At 51.9% G+C, this 14,336-nt stretch carries 14 protein-coding genes; 5 read left to right on the forward strand and 9 right to left on the reverse strand.

Annotated elements, in window-relative coordinates; all coding sequences use genetic code 11:
* The 3 genes from E5C26_RS23605 to E5C26_RS23615 form a co-directional block, all read right to left on the reverse strand.
* Window positions 1–606 (reverse strand): paraquat-inducible protein A, encoded by a 606-nt coding sequence (locus E5C26_RS23605; RefSeq protein WP_135318427.1) that lies wholly within the window; start codon window positions 604–606, stop codon window positions 1–3.
* Window positions 599–1,219, reverse strand: coding sequence for a paraquat-inducible protein A (locus E5C26_RS23610; protein WP_135318428.1), 621 nt, complete (start codon window positions 1,217–1,219; stop codon window positions 599–601). The genes E5C26_RS23605 and E5C26_RS23610 overlap by 8 nt, the downstream gene beginning before the upstream one ends.
* 147 nt (window positions 1,220–1,366) lie before the next feature.
* Window positions 1,367–2,029, reverse strand: a complete 663-nt coding sequence (locus tag E5C26_RS23615) for a DUF3313 domain-containing protein (protein ID WP_135318429.1) — start codon at window positions 2,027–2,029, stop codon at window positions 1,367–1,369.
* A 259-nt stretch (window positions 2,030–2,288) separates the two neighbouring features.
* On the opposite strand from E5C26_RS23615, the gene E5C26_RS23620 reads away from it, so the two are divergent.
* On the forward strand, window positions 2,289–2,915 hold the full coding sequence (locus tag E5C26_RS23620; RefSeq protein WP_135318482.1) for a TetR/AcrR family transcriptional regulator: 627 nt from the start codon (window positions 2,289–2,291) through the stop codon (window positions 2,913–2,915).
* A gap of 97 nt (window positions 2,916–3,012) precedes the next feature.
* On the opposite strand, the gene E5C26_RS23625 is transcribed toward E5C26_RS23620, so the two are convergent.
* Together E5C26_RS23625 and E5C26_RS23630 are read right to left on the reverse strand one after the other, a co-directional pair.
* Window positions 3,013–3,774: an SDR family NAD(P)-dependent oxidoreductase gene (locus E5C26_RS23625; RefSeq protein WP_135318430.1), complete on the reverse strand. Its 762-nt coding sequence runs from the start codon at window positions 3,772–3,774 to the stop codon at window positions 3,013–3,015.
* A 138-nt stretch (window positions 3,775–3,912) separates the two neighbouring features.
* On the reverse strand, window positions 3,913–4,698 hold the full coding sequence (locus E5C26_RS23630; RefSeq protein ID WP_135318431.1) for a hypothetical protein: 786 nt from the start codon (window positions 4,696–4,698) through the stop codon (window positions 3,913–3,915).
* Between the two features lie 111 nt (window positions 4,699–4,809).
* Between E5C26_RS23630 and E5C26_RS23635 the strand changes: the two genes are divergently transcribed.
* Window positions 4,810–5,730 (forward strand): LysR family transcriptional regulator, encoded by a 921-nt coding sequence (locus E5C26_RS23635; protein WP_167796694.1) that lies wholly within the window; start codon window positions 4,810–4,812, stop codon window positions 5,728–5,730.
* Between the two features lie 51 nt (window positions 5,731–5,781).
* Here E5C26_RS23635 and E5C26_RS23640 read toward each other — a convergent pair whose 3' ends face one another.
* Both E5C26_RS23640 and E5C26_RS23645 read right to left on the reverse strand, forming a co-directional pair.
* Entirely contained in the window at window positions 5,782–7,704 is a 1,923-nt protein-coding gene (locus E5C26_RS23640; protein ID WP_167796695.1) for an oxidoreductase, read from the reverse strand.
* Between the two features lie 300 nt (window positions 7,705–8,004).
* Window positions 8,005–8,451, reverse strand: a complete 447-nt coding sequence (locus tag E5C26_RS23645) for a nuclear transport factor 2 family protein (RefSeq protein ID WP_135318434.1) — start codon at window positions 8,449–8,451, stop codon at window positions 8,005–8,007.
* Window positions 8,452–8,768: 317 nt separating this feature from the next.
* On the opposite strand from E5C26_RS23645, the gene E5C26_RS23650 reads away from it, so the two are divergent.
* Window positions 8,769–9,632: a helix-turn-helix domain-containing protein gene (locus E5C26_RS23650; protein WP_135318435.1), complete on the forward strand. Its 864-nt coding sequence runs from the start codon at window positions 8,769–8,771 to the stop codon at window positions 9,630–9,632.
* Window positions 9,633–9,676: 44 nt separating this feature from the next.
* Here E5C26_RS23650 and E5C26_RS23655 read toward each other — a convergent pair whose 3' ends face one another.
* Window positions 9,677–10,876, reverse strand: a complete 1,200-nt coding sequence (locus tag E5C26_RS23655) for an NAD(P)/FAD-dependent oxidoreductase (protein WP_135318436.1) — start codon at window positions 10,874–10,876, stop codon at window positions 9,677–9,679.
* A 299-nt stretch (window positions 10,877–11,175) separates the two neighbouring features.
* On the opposite strand from E5C26_RS23655, the gene pitA reads away from it, so the two are divergent.
* Window positions 11,176–12,678 (forward strand): inorganic phosphate transporter PitA, encoded by a 1,503-nt coding sequence (gene pitA / locus E5C26_RS23660; RefSeq protein WP_115183577.1) that lies wholly within the window; start codon window positions 11,176–11,178, stop codon window positions 12,676–12,678.
* Between the two features lie 74 nt (window positions 12,679–12,752).
* On the opposite strand, the gene uspB is transcribed toward pitA, so the two are convergent.
* Entirely contained in the window at window positions 12,753–13,088 is a 336-nt protein-coding gene (uspB, locus tag E5C26_RS23665) for a universal stress protein UspB (RefSeq protein ID WP_026142575.1), read from the reverse strand.
* A 611-nt stretch (window positions 13,089–13,699) separates the two neighbouring features.
* Between uspB and uspA the strand changes: the two genes are divergently transcribed.
* Complete coding sequence (uspA, locus tag E5C26_RS23670; protein ID WP_012147365.1) at window positions 13,700–14,146, forward strand: universal stress protein UspA; 447 nt, start codon at window positions 13,700–13,702, stop codon at window positions 14,144–14,146.
* Window positions 14,147–14,336 lie beyond the last annotated feature (190 nt).

Here is a 14,336-nt window from a genome sequence, read left to right on the forward strand (position 1 = left end):
TCAATTATTGTCACCTTCCCAAATCAATCGAGGGTCATAGGCCATGGCAGACAGCATGGTCAAAATGACCACCAGACCAAAAAACAGGATGCCATAGCCGGGTTCGACCTGACTCAGCGCCTGGAATTGCACTAATGCGGCAACCGCCGCCACCACCACCACATCCAGCATTGACCAGTAACCGATCATTTCGGTCAGCCGGTACAACTTTGCCCTCTCGCGCATCGCCCAGGTGCTTTGCCGCCGGGAGGCGATCAGCAGCAGACCAAGTGACAAAAACTTCATGCAAGGAATGACCACGCTGGCGACAAAGATCAGTGCGGCGATGCCGTATGAGCCGCCACGCCAGAAGTCAATCACCCCGGCCATGATGGTGCTTTCACTGCCGTGACCGAACAGACTGGTGTACATCACCGGCAGCAGGTTCGCCGGGATATAGAAGATGATGGCGGCAAGCAGCAAAGCCCATGACTGCACCAGGCTATTTGGTCGCCGATAGTGCAACCGGGTTCGGCAACGTGGGCAATGGGACAGGCCACGGCAAACCAATCCGCAAGTCAGGCAGCCAACCACATTCTTTTGCCGCGCATAGAGTGGACTATTCATGATCGGCACGTGTTGTCGGCATTAGCCGCCACAGGGGCTGAAGATCCTGGCTGCCGATGATGACAAGCAGCAACATTAATACCGCCATCGCCCAACAACCGGGGCCGGGAACAACCTGCAGAAAGCCGGACAGTTTGATTGCCGCAACCAGAAAACCCAACATACCAACTTCGACCATGCTCCAGGGGCGTAGCCATTTCAGTAGCCTGATAGCAACGATAAAACCCGGAGCGCAACGGCCCAGACAGGCAAACATCACCACCCATCCGAACAGCGTAATCTGCAGTAAGGGGGCCACTATCAATAAAAACACCATGCATATCGCCAACGGCAACATGGCACCATTACCCAGGGCGACGGCCGCCTGCCAAACAGTGACGGCATTCTGCACCGCGTGGAAACTGACGCCGATCACCGGGAAGACATTGGCCACCATAAAAGCGAGGCCGGCGGTCAGCGTCAGTGCCAACATTCGCTCGGTGTTAACCCGCCTGGCCCGATAAAGGATGCTGCGGCAACGCGTGCAGCGCGCCTCATTTCCCGCCATCAGTGGACGGTAACGATAAAGACTGTCGCAGTGCCGACAAACCACCCAATGCGGTAAAGTTTTCATCACGTTAATGGAAGCAAGACTCGTGGTAAGGCGTGAAAACCGATAACCGTCCTTAATGTCGGCTATCGGCTTGTTTTATTATCAGGCGACAACTGCCCGCCTGTTTTCCCCTGGGTGCTGACTGATTTTTCTTAAGCCCTGCGGCCTTTATTTCAAGATCTCGGCCAACTCGTCGGCGGCTTTATCGATCCCTACCTCGGCGGCGCTCAATGACCCAATACTCGCCCCGACATTCATGGCGTTCGGGTATTGTTTCGCTATGTAGGCGTTGAGCAGGCGCTGGTTTGAAGCGTCATAAATTTCGACGGCATAATTTACCGAGCCGTTGAGCATCCCTTCCTTGCCACGAATGGACTGCACGATGTTGTAAGGCCCGCCCGCCAGGTCAAATTTGGTGAAGGTACCGACAACGGGCGTGGTGGTGTCTGCCCCGGTCAGCGTCAATTTCAAGCGGATGGCGTCAGGGGCCGGGGCACTCACCTCACGAAACCGTGGACGCAACGCTTCACTGAACTTGCTGTGCATATAGTCGGCCAGCGCTTTGCGGTCCTCCGGCGAAACATCGCCAAACTGGTTATCCGCCCCCTGGTAAACGGTCACCGGCTCAATGATGATGCTGGAGTATTTTTTCCAATCCACCGGGCTGGAGTAACGGTAAGGAATACGGTCAGATTGATCGTCGGTGCTAGGTTTTAATTGCGCTGACGAGTCAATATTGGCGTAGCGTGCCGGTGGGGTCCCGGCGCACCCCACCAATGCAATGGCCAGTGTCAGCATGGCCGGGCGAGAAACCTTGAGGTATGAGAACATTTAGGTGATCCTGTAGAAGATAACGCCATCAATATCGGTCAGAACGTGCTGTTTCAGCGACGGTATTTGCCCGCTGCGTACGCCCGAATATGCGACCAAAAGGGTCTGTACAGAGTTGCAGCTGGCGCATTCCACCGATGGATGCGTACACATAACCGCCAAAACAAAACTGTACAGTTGAGTTTTGCATTGATATTCTTCGCTTGTCAAGAAGATGTCTTTTCTTGCGCGATTTTCCGGTTTTCTGACAGGAGAGATGATGAAAGTACGGACCAACCAGCGCCGCGATGCCATTGTGGAAGAGGCAGCAAAGTTATTTCAGGAGATGGGCTATGAACGCGCGTCGATGAACGAACTGGCGAAGCGCGTCGGCGGATCAAAAGCGACACTTTATGGCTATTTTCCCGCCAAGGAAGAGTTATTCACCGCCGTGGTTCGTCAACACGCCACCCAGCATCTGTCAGAAGCCGCCGCTGCGTTGAACAATGAAAAACAGGCTAAGGAAACGCTGGAACAAACGCTGACGCGTTTCGGCGAACAAATGCTGTTGATACTAACCAACGATAACAGCGCGATGGCGGTGTATCGCATGGTGGTTGCCGAGTCCGGGCATTCAGACATTGGTACGCTGTTCTATGAGGCGGGGCCACGCGAAAGCGTAGAAAAACTGTCGGTGTTGATGTCAGCCGCCATGGATCGTCAGGAGCTCCGGCTGGCCGACCCTCACCTCAAGGCGACACAGTTCCTGTCACTGCTCACGGCAGAGATTGACATGCGGGTGTTCCAGCGTGAATTGCAACCGGTCAGTCTGCCGCGCATCAGAGAAATGGTCGACAATGCGGTGAGTATGTTTTTAGCCGGGGCGGCTTTCAAAAAGAACGTTTGAATATTATCGACCGTACCGCCAGGTAGATACCGATGTGGCCATTGTCAGTGTAGACAGTGGCCGCAATGGTTATTTTGCTTCTGAAAAATCAGCGCACTCAAATCACATGGTTACCTGCGGTGATGCCACCGTCGATAAACAGGGTTTGCCCGGTCACAAAGCGGCTGCCTTCGCCGGCCAGCATATCCGCCCAGGCGATAATGTCGGACATTTTGCCCAGTTTACGTAGTGGGTGCAGGTTCGCTAGTACGCGGAACGCCTCTTTATCCATCAGGTCGTCGTACAGCGGGGTTTCGATCACGCCCGGTGCGATGGTGTTAACCCGGATATTGTCTTTGGCAAATTCGATTGCCAAATGACGGGTCAGGGTATGCATGCCGCCTTTTGCTACCTGCGAAGCGGAGCTTGGCGTCGCTTCCAGCGGGTGTTCTACCCACATGGAGCCGATATTGATAATAGAACCGCCACCCTGCTTAATCATGGTGGGGATGACCGCCTGCGACGCGAAGAACGTGCCTTTTACGCCACTGGCGTAATAGCGGTCCAAATTCTCTTCGGTCTCATCGAGGAATGGCTTGGGCACAAAGATACCGGCGTTATTGATCAGCACGTCCATGCTGCCGAATCTCTCCATGGCCACCCGTGCCATATTCTCACTGGTGGCTTTCAGGCCGATATCACCGGCAACCAATGCAATGCGATCTTTATCGGCAAGGTGCTCTGCGAGAAATTTATCTAATTTAGACGCCGTCAGTCCGTTAATAACAATATTAGCGCCCTTGGCCAAAAAGTGCTCGGCCATCGCTTTCCCCAACCCTGAGGATGCACCGGTGATCAATACGGTTTTTTTAGTGAACATATTATTTCCTTACTTATTTAATAGAGCAAAACCAGGGTTACCTTGCTGGGGGTAAACAGGATCGCTTAAACCTTTAAAATTGAAATAACAAACCGCCCACAAATAAGCGGCCCGATATATTCCATTGATAAAAAACTGTTATACGCGCTGCGGTGCAACCTGCGGTTGACAGAAAGGCGGTGACATTGGGTAACACGAAGGCTCGCCATGCAAATGCCGCGACAGGGGTAACCACATCGTCAGGATCGGCGTGGTGCGATCAAACACTTTCTGCACGTTAAGATCTATCGGCAGTAGCGGCTCGGCCGACGGCATTAGCGCCAAACGATCGATAGAGCGGGTTGCAACTTCATTCGGCTCGCCACCATCAACCTTACTGGCCACGCTCAGGATCGCGACTTGTTTCTCATCCGGCTGGTACATTAACCACACCGCCGCCAGCCCCAGCTTTTCGGCCTGCTTGCGTACGGTTGGCCAGATGCGAGTCAGCAACTGCTCTGGGTTATCGCCATTGAATGTCCAGCGCTCAAAGCGGTTCACATGGTGAGTGGTCGCCAGCGGGGTAAAGTCGTGGGCGCCGATCACCTTCCAAATGTGGCGATCCACCGGGCCAAAAATTTCGCGATCCCAGAATTTAACCCCTGGCTCAAACTCCAGCTCTTCGCCGGTAAAACGTGAATAATCGCTAACATTTTCCCAGGTATCAAATAAATAGCGACCACCGTTAATTTGCGTGCCCGTAGCCGCATGAAAACCCAACGGTGAATATTTACGGTTCATGCCAGGACGAATATCCATGCTGCGTCGTTCTATTTCCATTTGGTCAACCAGCACCTGATTCGGAATATCACCCACTAATTCAAAATCGGATGTCATTGCTGCTTTGGCAAGGATCTCGCCAGTTTCATAACCCAAAATAGTCATCAGTTATCTCCTTATATATCCAGTGCTGCTCGTGAGAAAGCTACTGTACTTCCCCCCTGCACAATGATAAATAAGGTGACAAACACAGGGCTTATTACATGGAGGAACAAATTGCAGAGAAAATTTGACGATCTTCAATTGGGCACGCTGGAGCTATTTTGTCTGGTCGCAGAGGTAGGCAGTTTTTCAGCCGCGGCGGTGGCATCTGGCATTACGCCGGCAGCCGTTAGCCGCTCGATAGCGCGGCTGGAAGATCGTTTAGGTGTCAGGCTATTTGTCCGTTCCACTCGCCATATTCACCTGACGGATGCGGGTAAGAGCTATGCCGAGCAATGCCGGGAAGCAATAGCCTTAATCGACAATGCGGAGCGGCAGATACAAGGCCAGCAACTGGAGCCAGCCGGGTTACTGCGCATCAGTATACCTACCCCCTATGCCCACTTTCGTCTGTTACCAGTATTGGCCGCCTTTAGCCAACGCTATCCTAAAATCCAATTGGCGTTGAACCTCAACAACTACAATGTTGACCTCACTGACGGCACACATGACCTGGCAATTCGTGGCTACCATCCCGCAGATTCAAACCTGATCGCCCGCAAGCTGGAGGATGCCGAGCTGGTGGTGGTCGCCGCACCCGCTTATTTGGCGCAGGCCGGTGAACCCACTCAACCGGAAGATCTGGCACAACATAACTGCATTCAGTTTGAACTGCCGAGCACCGGTAAAAACGCCCCCTGGACTCTTAAACACGACAACAAGTTCATTGATGTCGCCACACGTGGCAATGCAAGCTGCAATGGGGATTTTTTGGGCGGATTAACGCTGGCAAAACATGGCATGGGGGTGTTTCAGACCTATCGCTTTACCGTAGCAGACCAACTGGCTAGCGGCGAACTGGTGGAGATCCTGACAGAATATGGCGGCGCCACACGGCCCTTTATTATGGTCTACCCGCACCAGCGCCATAAATCACTGGCGCTGCGCAGCCTGATGGATTTTTTGGTAGCGACACTGCAACCGGCTTTCCACTAGTTATGTTCCGCCGGATTGTTTGCTTAATGCCTGCTGGCTACAGAAAAAGCCTTAAGCCCCGTACCCGGCAAGATAACCTTCGTGCATGGCCGCCAGGCCATTGCGCACCTGTTTGGCGTCACCAATAACCTCTGTTGCAATCCCTGCTTGTTGCAGGGGGGCTTCCAGCAGGTTGACAGAGCGCGAACCGGCAGCCACCACGACAGTATCAATATCATCCAGCGTGATCTGTTTGCCATTTTTCTCAATGGCGACGTAATCCTCACCAATACCGACAACTTTTGCCGATTTGATAACATCCATACGGTAGTGGCGGATCGCCTCTTTAAGGCCGATTTTTGTTTCTCGCTCCAGGCCTGGCAGGATCTCATTGCGCATTTCCACAATGGTGACAGCGCTGCCGCAAAAGGCCATGTACTCGGCTGTTTCTACCCCTACAGACCCCCCACCGATCACCACGACATTCTCTCCGAACGGAGCGTCCTGCGTTAATATCTGATTGGCCTGCGCAACAATCCGGCTCTTAATCCCACTAATAGGCGGTAAAATGGGTTGGCTACCGGTAGCAATAATCACCTTGTCCGGGGACGACGCCACAACCTCTTCCACCGTCGGGGTTGAGTTAACATTTATGTTTATATTCAGGCGTTTCATTTCACTGATTTGCCATTTAACCAGGGAAACCAGTTCCCCCTTGGATAAAGGCAAGCTGGCAATTAACCAGGTTCCCCCCAACCGGTTTGATTTTTCATGCAGCGTGACATGATGCCCCTTGCGCGCCGCCGTAATAGCCGCCTCACAACCGGCAATGCCTCCGCCAATAATCACAATGTTTTTCTTATCGGCAGCCTCAGTCAGATCCAACTGATACTCACGATTGATTTCCGGATTGACCATGCAACGGCAGATTTCGCCGCGCACATTGTTACCAATGCAACCCTGATTACAGCCGATGCAATGCCGAATTTCGTCCCAACGCCCTGCCAACACTTTATTGGGCAGGTCAGGATCGGCCAGAGAGGCTCGCGCCATGCCGACAAAATCGCTCTTCCCCGATAATAGGGTGGTTTCAGCCAAGTCGGCGTCATTAATACGGCCGGTGGTTATCACGGGAATGCTGACTATTTTTTTAATTTCTTCGGCAATATCAACGAAGGGGGCATTACCCACCTGGAAGGGTTCAACAATATTGTTTGAAACGGTCACAATGCCCTGAGAGCAATTAATGGCATCTATACCGAGCTCCTCCATCCTTTTGACGATCACCCGGGTTTCTGCGAGCGAGAGGCCGCCGGGCACGAACTCTTTGGTGGATAACCTGACCAATAGCGGAAAATCATCGCCGACCTTACTTCTGACATCCTTAACAATCTCTTCCAGAAAGCGCATGCGATCGCGCAAACTGCCGCCATACTCATCAGTTCGATGATTGGTGTATTTAGACAAAAAGTTTGAAATAAGGAAACCATGCGCAGCATAAATTTCTACCGCATCAAAATGGGCCTTTTTAAGATTTCTTGCCGTATCACCGAATTGAGAAACGATTTTCTTGATTTCCGCAATGGTCATCTCTCGGGGTTTAAACTCACCGTACACATCTTTCAACGCTGAGGAGCTGACGGCATTTTCTCTGGGGTGGCCAGGATAAATTTCTCTGCCCGCGTGGGATATTTGTGCGGCAATTTTTGCTCCGGCATGGTGTACTCGCCCGGTCAATTCAGTATGATTTTTTATCAAATTGTCATTCCAAATCCCCAAAGCGCGCGGAAAATAGCCGACATGTGGCGCTATGGCGTAATACTCCGTAATGATCATCGCCCACCCGCCCTGAGCTTTTCGTTCTAAATAGGCCATAAGCTGCTCGGTGGCATAACCTTCATCCGTGGCCGTCAGGGTCGAAATAGAGGTGACGATCATTCTGTTCGCTAACCTGAGACTACCAATTTGGCCAGGTACAAATAATTTCTTAAACATAATATGTCTTCTTAATTTAATTATTCCTGGCGACATTTAACCCTAATTAGGTAGTCCTAACTTTGATTATCCGTGCCTGTTTTCGGGGATGTTATTTTTGGTTTTTATTGTTAACAGCGGGAGAGATTATTGGGGTTTAAAAGAAGATATTTATGTTATGCTTTATGATTATTGCTATTCTACACAAATATTGCGATAGCTAATAAAAAAGGACACCGGGGATAGATCAGTCTGGAGGGGATAAGTTAAAATTGCGCGTCATTCCAGAGATAACGCGCAAAATGTTACTCTGATACAGTATCAGGCTGTCTTTACTTCGATGGCGCCAAATACCATCAATGCATAAAATGCATCCCAATACTCACGGAAGAGAGTGATTTTACCGTGTGAGATTTCTACAAATGCATGTATATCCTGATGATAAGGTTTATTCGCCGGTACGGTGAAGGCATCCCCTTTATATTCAAAAAGATACATTTTTGAATGGCTCAATGAGTAACGGCCCCACTCATTCAGAGGATTGATTTTGTAGTCACGCAGCGACAACTTCAAGGTTTGTGCATACTTAAGAATAGCCGCTTTGCCGACAATTTTTTTCGGGAATCCGTAGGCTTCACCCGGAGCGAAAGGAAACTCAACCACAGCGTCCTCAGCAAACAGATCGATGATTTTTTCTGGATCATTGGCGAAGTTATCCAACATTTTTTTCATTAATTCGCCGGCATGCTTTAAATCGTCATGATGCATAATTCATTTCCTCTATCATTGAGAACTGAGTTAGGTCAAGCCCCCTGGGCATTATCCTGCGCCACAAGAAAACTCCGACAAATAGGACCACTTCCACAGCAGCAAAGCTATAGTTTAAAAAAAACGCTGTAAACATACTGCTGGTTAAAGATGAAATTACACCATGTAATCTATATAAACCAAGAAACTGTCCATGCTGAAAAGCAAGAAATTAAAACTAACAGTTTTTTTATTGAGAAATATCAGCTCAACAGGAATCATTAGTTAATAAAATAAATAGCATGGAATTTACTTTCATTGAGAAATGAGGACTAGCGATGGAAACTGACGGATTAGTTTATACCGATGAAAAAGAATTACAGCGTTCCTCACGTTGCTGGGATTATGGCCGGGTCGATCGCATACGCGTCAGCGGTCCCCACCAGGCCCGTCTGGTTCGTCCAGCCCATACTCTAATCATCTATGATGGTTATCATTCTGAGGATGGCAGTGCCACCATCAACGGCGATGTCTGGTTCGATCAAAAGCGCACGCCAGCCAAACGTGTTATCGGCCAGGTCGCCGATATCATTCCATCAGGGTGCGATTTTGACGCCATGAGCTATGCCGAGGGCACATTAAGCTATACCGCCATCTCGATTTCACCGCAGCTGATTGAGTCAATGCCGGGGGGAAAGGCGGGCATGATTATTGAACCTGGGGCAAACCTGAGAAATCCGCTGCTTAAACAACTGTGTCTTGGCCTACAGCAAAGCGACAGTGAATTGCATGCCGCTTCATTGATGATGGCAATGTTGGCTGAAACTGCCCGTTATCAACAAGCGGCGGTTCCTGCCGAGTTACATCGTGAGATTCTTTCCCAGCCGCTATGCGAGCGACTGGCCAGTTACATAGAAGACAATTTGGGCGAAAATATTACCTTGCAAGCTCTGGCGAATATCGCCGACCTGAGCATTTATCATTTCTCGCGCGCCTTTCGGCAACACTTTGGCCTGCCGCCGTACCAATATGTCTTATCACGACGCCTGGAACGCGCCCGCCAGCAAGTCACCCAGACACCGCTCACCCTGACCGCCATTGCCCTGCAGTGCGGCTTTAGCTCACCGGGGCAATTCAGCACCCAATTTCGTCGTTACTTTGGCCAGACGCCATCGGCTATGCGCTTCAGTGTTGGCAAGTAGTATCAGTATCTCTATCGGACAACCGATACTGCGTTCGACAGGTTTTATTGCGGCTGCACGGCCAGCGCCTGAGCACAGGCCCAGGCCGAGCTCCAGGCCCACTGGAAGTTATAGCCCCCCAGCCACCCTGTCACATCCACCACTTCGCCGATAAAGTACAGGCCCGGCACCCTGGCTGCCTCCATAGTCTTGGAAGACAGCTCTTTGGTGTCTACACCACCGAGCGTCACTTCCGCCGTGCGGTAGCCTTCGGTACCGTTCGGCTGCACGCGCCAATTTTGCAATGTTTCGACCAACGCAGCCTGCTGCGTTGGGTTCAGTTGCTTCAGCGTGACTTCCGGTAATTGCCCTAACGTCTGCAAACACTCCACCAAACGTTTCGGCAAGTGTAATGCCAGGGTGTTTTTCAGGCTTTGATTCGGGTGTGCCTGGCGTTGTTCGTTGAGGAAGCCCGCCAGGTCAAGCGCAGGAAGTAAGTTAACGCTTACAAACTCACCGGGTTGCCAGTAGCTGGAAAGTTGCAATACCGCTGGGCCGGACAGACCACGGTGGGTGAAAAGCAGGCTTTCGCGGAAACTGACGCCGTTTTCGGCGGTGATCACCGCCGGCACAGAGACGCCAGACAGGGTTTGCAGGTGTTCCAGCAGCGGTTTATGCAGCGTGAAGGGCACCAGCGCGGCGCGCGTCGGCAATACTTTCAGGCCAAACTGCTCCGCCAGCTTATAGCCAAACGGCGTCGCACCCAGCCCCGGCATCGACAGACCGCCGCTGGCCACTACAAGTGAGCGAGCGCTTACTTTCTCGCCATTCAGCGCCAGCTCAAACCCTTCGTCCGTTTTTTCCACCGCCAGCACTTCGCTGCGCAGGCGTGTCGTCACCTGGCCCAGTTCACACTCTTTGACCAGCAGTTCGACCACCTGCTGCGCCGAGTCGTCGCAGAACAGTTGCCCCAGCGTTTTCTCGTGGTAGGCAATGCCATAGCGGTTGATCAGATCGATAAAATCCCACTGGGTATAACGCGCCAGTGCCGACTTACAAAAATGCGGGTTATTCGACAGGTAAGCGGCCGGTTCGGTGTACATGTTGGTAAAGTTACAGCGGCCGCCGCCAGACATCAGGATTTTTCGGCCCGGTTTTTTGCCGTTGTCGAGCAGCAGTACCCGGCGACCGAGTTGCCCTGCCTGCGCCGCGCAAAACATACCCGCTGCGCCCGCACCTATCACCACGACATCAAACTGTTCCACCTGCGCCTCTCTATAAAAACCACAATCGCGACAAAAGGCCGCCATATTACGCCGAATCGCCGCCGGTAACCGGCAACTTTACGGCGGCAGATTGTAAAGCCATGGCGCCGACAACGCCATAGTAAGAAAATATTACAGCGTACCAGGCAGCATAACGCGCTGATATTTCATATATTTGTCATGCCATCGCCATCATTTCGTCATATCTAAATCAAAAAAACGTCATATTTTCCTTTTCCCCGGCCCCGGTTGTCACTGATAATGCGCGGCGTTCATGTCCACAAACTGGCGTAACGCTTATGCTGCATTTGTTCGCTGGCCTGGATTTCCATACCGGCCTGATGTTAATTCTCGCATTGTTGTTCGTGTTGTTTTATGAAGCCATTAACGGTTTTCATGATACGGCCAATGCGGTTGCTACAGTAATTTATACCCGTGCCATGCGCTCGCAACTTGCGGTCGTGATGGCTGGTTTGTTCAACTTTCTTGGCGTGATGCTCGGTGGTTTGAGTGTTGCTTACGCCATTGTTCACCTGTTGCCAACAGATCTGTTGTTGAACGTCAGTTCAGCACACGGATTAGCCATGGTCTTTTCCATGCTGCTGGCGGCTATCATCTGGAACCTCGGCACCTGGTATTTCGGTCTGCCGGCCTCCAGTTCTCATACGCTGATTGGCGCAATTATTGGTGTGGGTTTGACCAACGCACTGATGACCCACACTTCGGTGGTGGATGCGCTTAACGTCCCGAAAATGATTGGTATTTTCCTGTCATTGCTCATCTCGCCGCTGGTTGGCATGATGGTCGCCGGGTTGATGGTGTTTGCCTTGCGCCGCTATTGGAGTGGCACCAAGAAACGCCAGCGTATCCACATGACTCCTGCTGAACGTGAAAAGGTCGACGGCAAACGCAAGCCGCCGTTCTGGACCCGTATCGCTCTGATCCTGTCTGCTATCGGCGTTAGCTTCTCGCACGGCGCCAACGACGGCCAGAAAGGTATCGGCTTGATTATGCTGGTGCTGATCGGCGTTGCGCCGGCCGGCTTCGTGCTCAATATGAATGCAACCGGTTATGACATCACCCGTACGCGTGATGCCGTGGCCCACCTGCAGCAATATTACGAGCAGCACAGCGATGCCCTGTCGCACGTGGTCGCTCTCACTCCGTTGGTGCCAAGCCCGGATGAGGACGTATCGCCGGATAAACCCGTCGAGTTCCACTGTGACAGTGCCCGCGCCATGCCGGCCATTCAGCTCGCCTCTGGCTTGCTGAACAATCTGCAAAGTTACGATCAACTCTCGGTAGATCAGCGCAGCCACCTGCGCCGCCTGCTGATGTGTGTGACGGATACCGCAGACAAGATTGCCAAGCTGCCGGAAACCTCGAGCCAGGACCAACGTTTCCTGAAAAACCTGCGTCAGGATCTGCTGCAAACCGTTGAGTATGCACCGATTTGGATTATCGTCGCGGTCGCTCTGGCGTTGTCACTCGGTACCATGGTCGGCTGGCAGCGCGTTGCCACCACCATTGGCGAGAAAATCGGTAAGAAGGGCATGACCTACGCTCAGGGCGTGTCGGCTCAGATGACCGCAGCCTTGTCGATTGGTGTCGCCAGTTATACCGGTATGCCGGTTTCCACCACCCACGTACTTTCTTCGGCAGTAGCCGGGACCATGATCGTGGACGGCGGCGGCGTACAAAGCAAAACCGTGAAGAATATCCTGTTGGCCTGGTTGTTGACCCTGCCGATTTCGATTCTGCTTTCCGGTTCGCTGTACTGGTTGGCGCTTAAGGTGATCTAAGCAGTTTGCTCCATATGAAAGGCGGCCCAGGTGGCCGCCTTTTCTTTATCTGTTGCAGGGCAAACAAGCCGGGGTTAATACCAGATCATCAACGCCAGCAGGCTGATAACCACCAGCCCGCACAGGGCGGAAGTCAGCATAAACTGCCCGCGTACCCGTTCGCAGCGGCGGATAAACTCAGGATCGTGATGCTCGATATAGCGTTGCGAGAAGATATAGCGCACCAGCCGTATCTGCTTGCTCGGCTGGCCGTGGGCGGTAAAGAAGCCCCCACCGTCAACATATTGGTACAGCAGCGGGTCACAGCCGCGCAAAACCACCAACAGCGCGCGCAGAGAAGAGTAATACCGCACCATGTTTAACACACACACCACACACAGAGCCCAAAACAGCGCGACGGTACTGATCATGATTGCCTCCTCAAGGCGTTGTTATCCACGGCGCTCCGCCGGGTCCAACTGCCCTACCTCTATACCCATTACTGCTGGAGCCTACCGCTCCGATCCCCTTGGCACCGCACAGGCCGCGCATAACCCACCGCCACTGAAAGCGAACCCTTGCCACGCAAAGACTCAACGCAGGGTTTCACTCAGTGGAGTAATGATAAGGCCCATATTCATTATTGTAGGTTAATGAAACGCAAACTGGCCTGAGCAGTAGATAAAATTTACCGCACCCCACCGATTTGTCAGCTACCCATTGGTTATAACTGATTACCGCGCTGAATGGCTCGCCGGGCCTTTTCTCCTGCCCGATGGGGCATTTGGGACTATACTCTGTTTAAGAATGCTTATATTTCAAGCGGTCAACACGCCAATAGCACCACGAGCGATAGGATTTTCCATCTGGCGGGTGTAAAACTGACCGGGTTGAAATAAAGAGATTTTTTGATGCGATGCAGTGTGATCGCCTCAACATATCATTGCGTTAACTGAATGATAAAATGAAACCTAAAGCGCCAGGCTGGTACGCTGAATGCCTGCTAACCTTTTAATCGGCATTATATGGAAGGAGTATTCTCATGGCTTACAAACACATTTTGATCGCGGTAGACCTGTCCCCGGAAAGCAAAATCCTGGTGGAAAAAGCCGTATCTATGGCGCGTCCGTACAACGCCAAAGTTTCCCTGATCCACGTAGATGTTAACTATTCCGACCTGTATACCGGCCTGATCGACGTTAATCTCGGCGATATGCAAAAACGTATCTCGGAAGAAACCCACCATGCCCTGACCGAGCTGTCACAAAATGCCGGCTATCCGATTACCGAAACCCTGAGTGGCAGCGGCGATTTGGCGCAGGTGTTGGTCGACGCGATCAAGAAATACGATATGGACCTGGTCCTGTGCGGCCACCACCAGGATTTCTGGAGCAAGTTGATGTCCTCCGCGCGTCAGCTGATCAACACCGTGCACATCGACATGCTGATCGTGCCACTGCGCGACGAAGATGAAAAAGCTGAAGACTAAGTAAGCACCCACCAACTAAATACCCCAACGCCCGCTGCTGCGGGCGTTTTTCATTCTGCCGCCCTCATTAATCGCTTGATAATCAACCGCCCTCCGGTGATATAGTCGCTAAAGACACAACATCATTCCCCACGCTTTACCTAAACCTATAGCTATAAAAATGGTGGGGGAAATTCAATGCTACAAGGAG

Origin of the sequence: Serratia proteamaculans (assembly GCF_004684015.1) — a bacterium.
GTDB lineage: Bacteria > Pseudomonadota > Gammaproteobacteria > Enterobacterales > Enterobacteriaceae > Serratia > Serratia proteamaculans_F.

Excerpts from the sequence above, each read along its gene's own strand:
- E5C26_RS23605 (WP_135318427.1), bottom strand. The coding sequence starts at position 606 with ATGAATAGTCCACTCTATGCGCGGCAAAAGAATGTGGTTGGCTGCCTG.
- E5C26_RS23610 (WP_135318428.1), bottom strand. The coding sequence starts at position 1,219 with ATGAAAACTTTACCGCATTGGGTGGTTTGTCGGCACTGCGACAGTCTT.
- E5C26_RS23615 (WP_135318429.1), bottom strand. The coding sequence starts at position 2,029 with ATGTTCTCATACCTCAAGGTTTCTCGCCCGGCCATGCTGACACTGGCC.
- E5C26_RS23620 (WP_135318482.1), top strand. The coding sequence starts at position 2,289 with ATGAAAGTACGGACCAACCAGCGCCGCGATGCCATTGTGGAAGAGGCA.
- E5C26_RS23625 (WP_135318430.1), bottom strand. The coding sequence starts at position 3,774 with ATGTTCACTAAAAAAACCGTATTGATCACCGGTGCATCCTCAGGGTTG.
- E5C26_RS23630 (WP_135318431.1), bottom strand. The coding sequence starts at position 4,698 with ATGACTATTTTGGGTTATGAAACTGGCGAGATCCTTGCCAAAGCAGCA.
- E5C26_RS23640 (WP_167796695.1), bottom strand. The coding sequence starts at position 7,704 with ATGTTTAAGAAATTATTTGTACCTGGCCAAATTGGTAGTCTCAGGTTA.
- E5C26_RS23645 (WP_135318434.1), bottom strand. The coding sequence starts at position 8,451 with ATGCATCATGACGATTTAAAGCATGCCGGCGAATTAATGAAAAAAATG.
- E5C26_RS23650 (WP_135318435.1), top strand. The coding sequence starts at position 8,769 with ATGGAAACTGACGGATTAGTTTATACCGATGAAAAAGAATTACAGCGT.
- pitA (WP_115183577.1), top strand. The coding sequence starts at position 11,176 with ATGCTGCATTTGTTCGCTGGCCTGGATTTCCATACCGGCCTGATGTTA.
- uspB (WP_026142575.1), bottom strand. The coding sequence starts at position 13,088 with ATGATCAGTACCGTCGCGCTGTTTTGGGCTCTGTGTGTGGTGTGTGTG.
- uspA (WP_012147365.1), top strand. The coding sequence starts at position 13,700 with ATGGCTTACAAACACATTTTGATCGCGGTAGACCTGTCCCCGGAAAGC.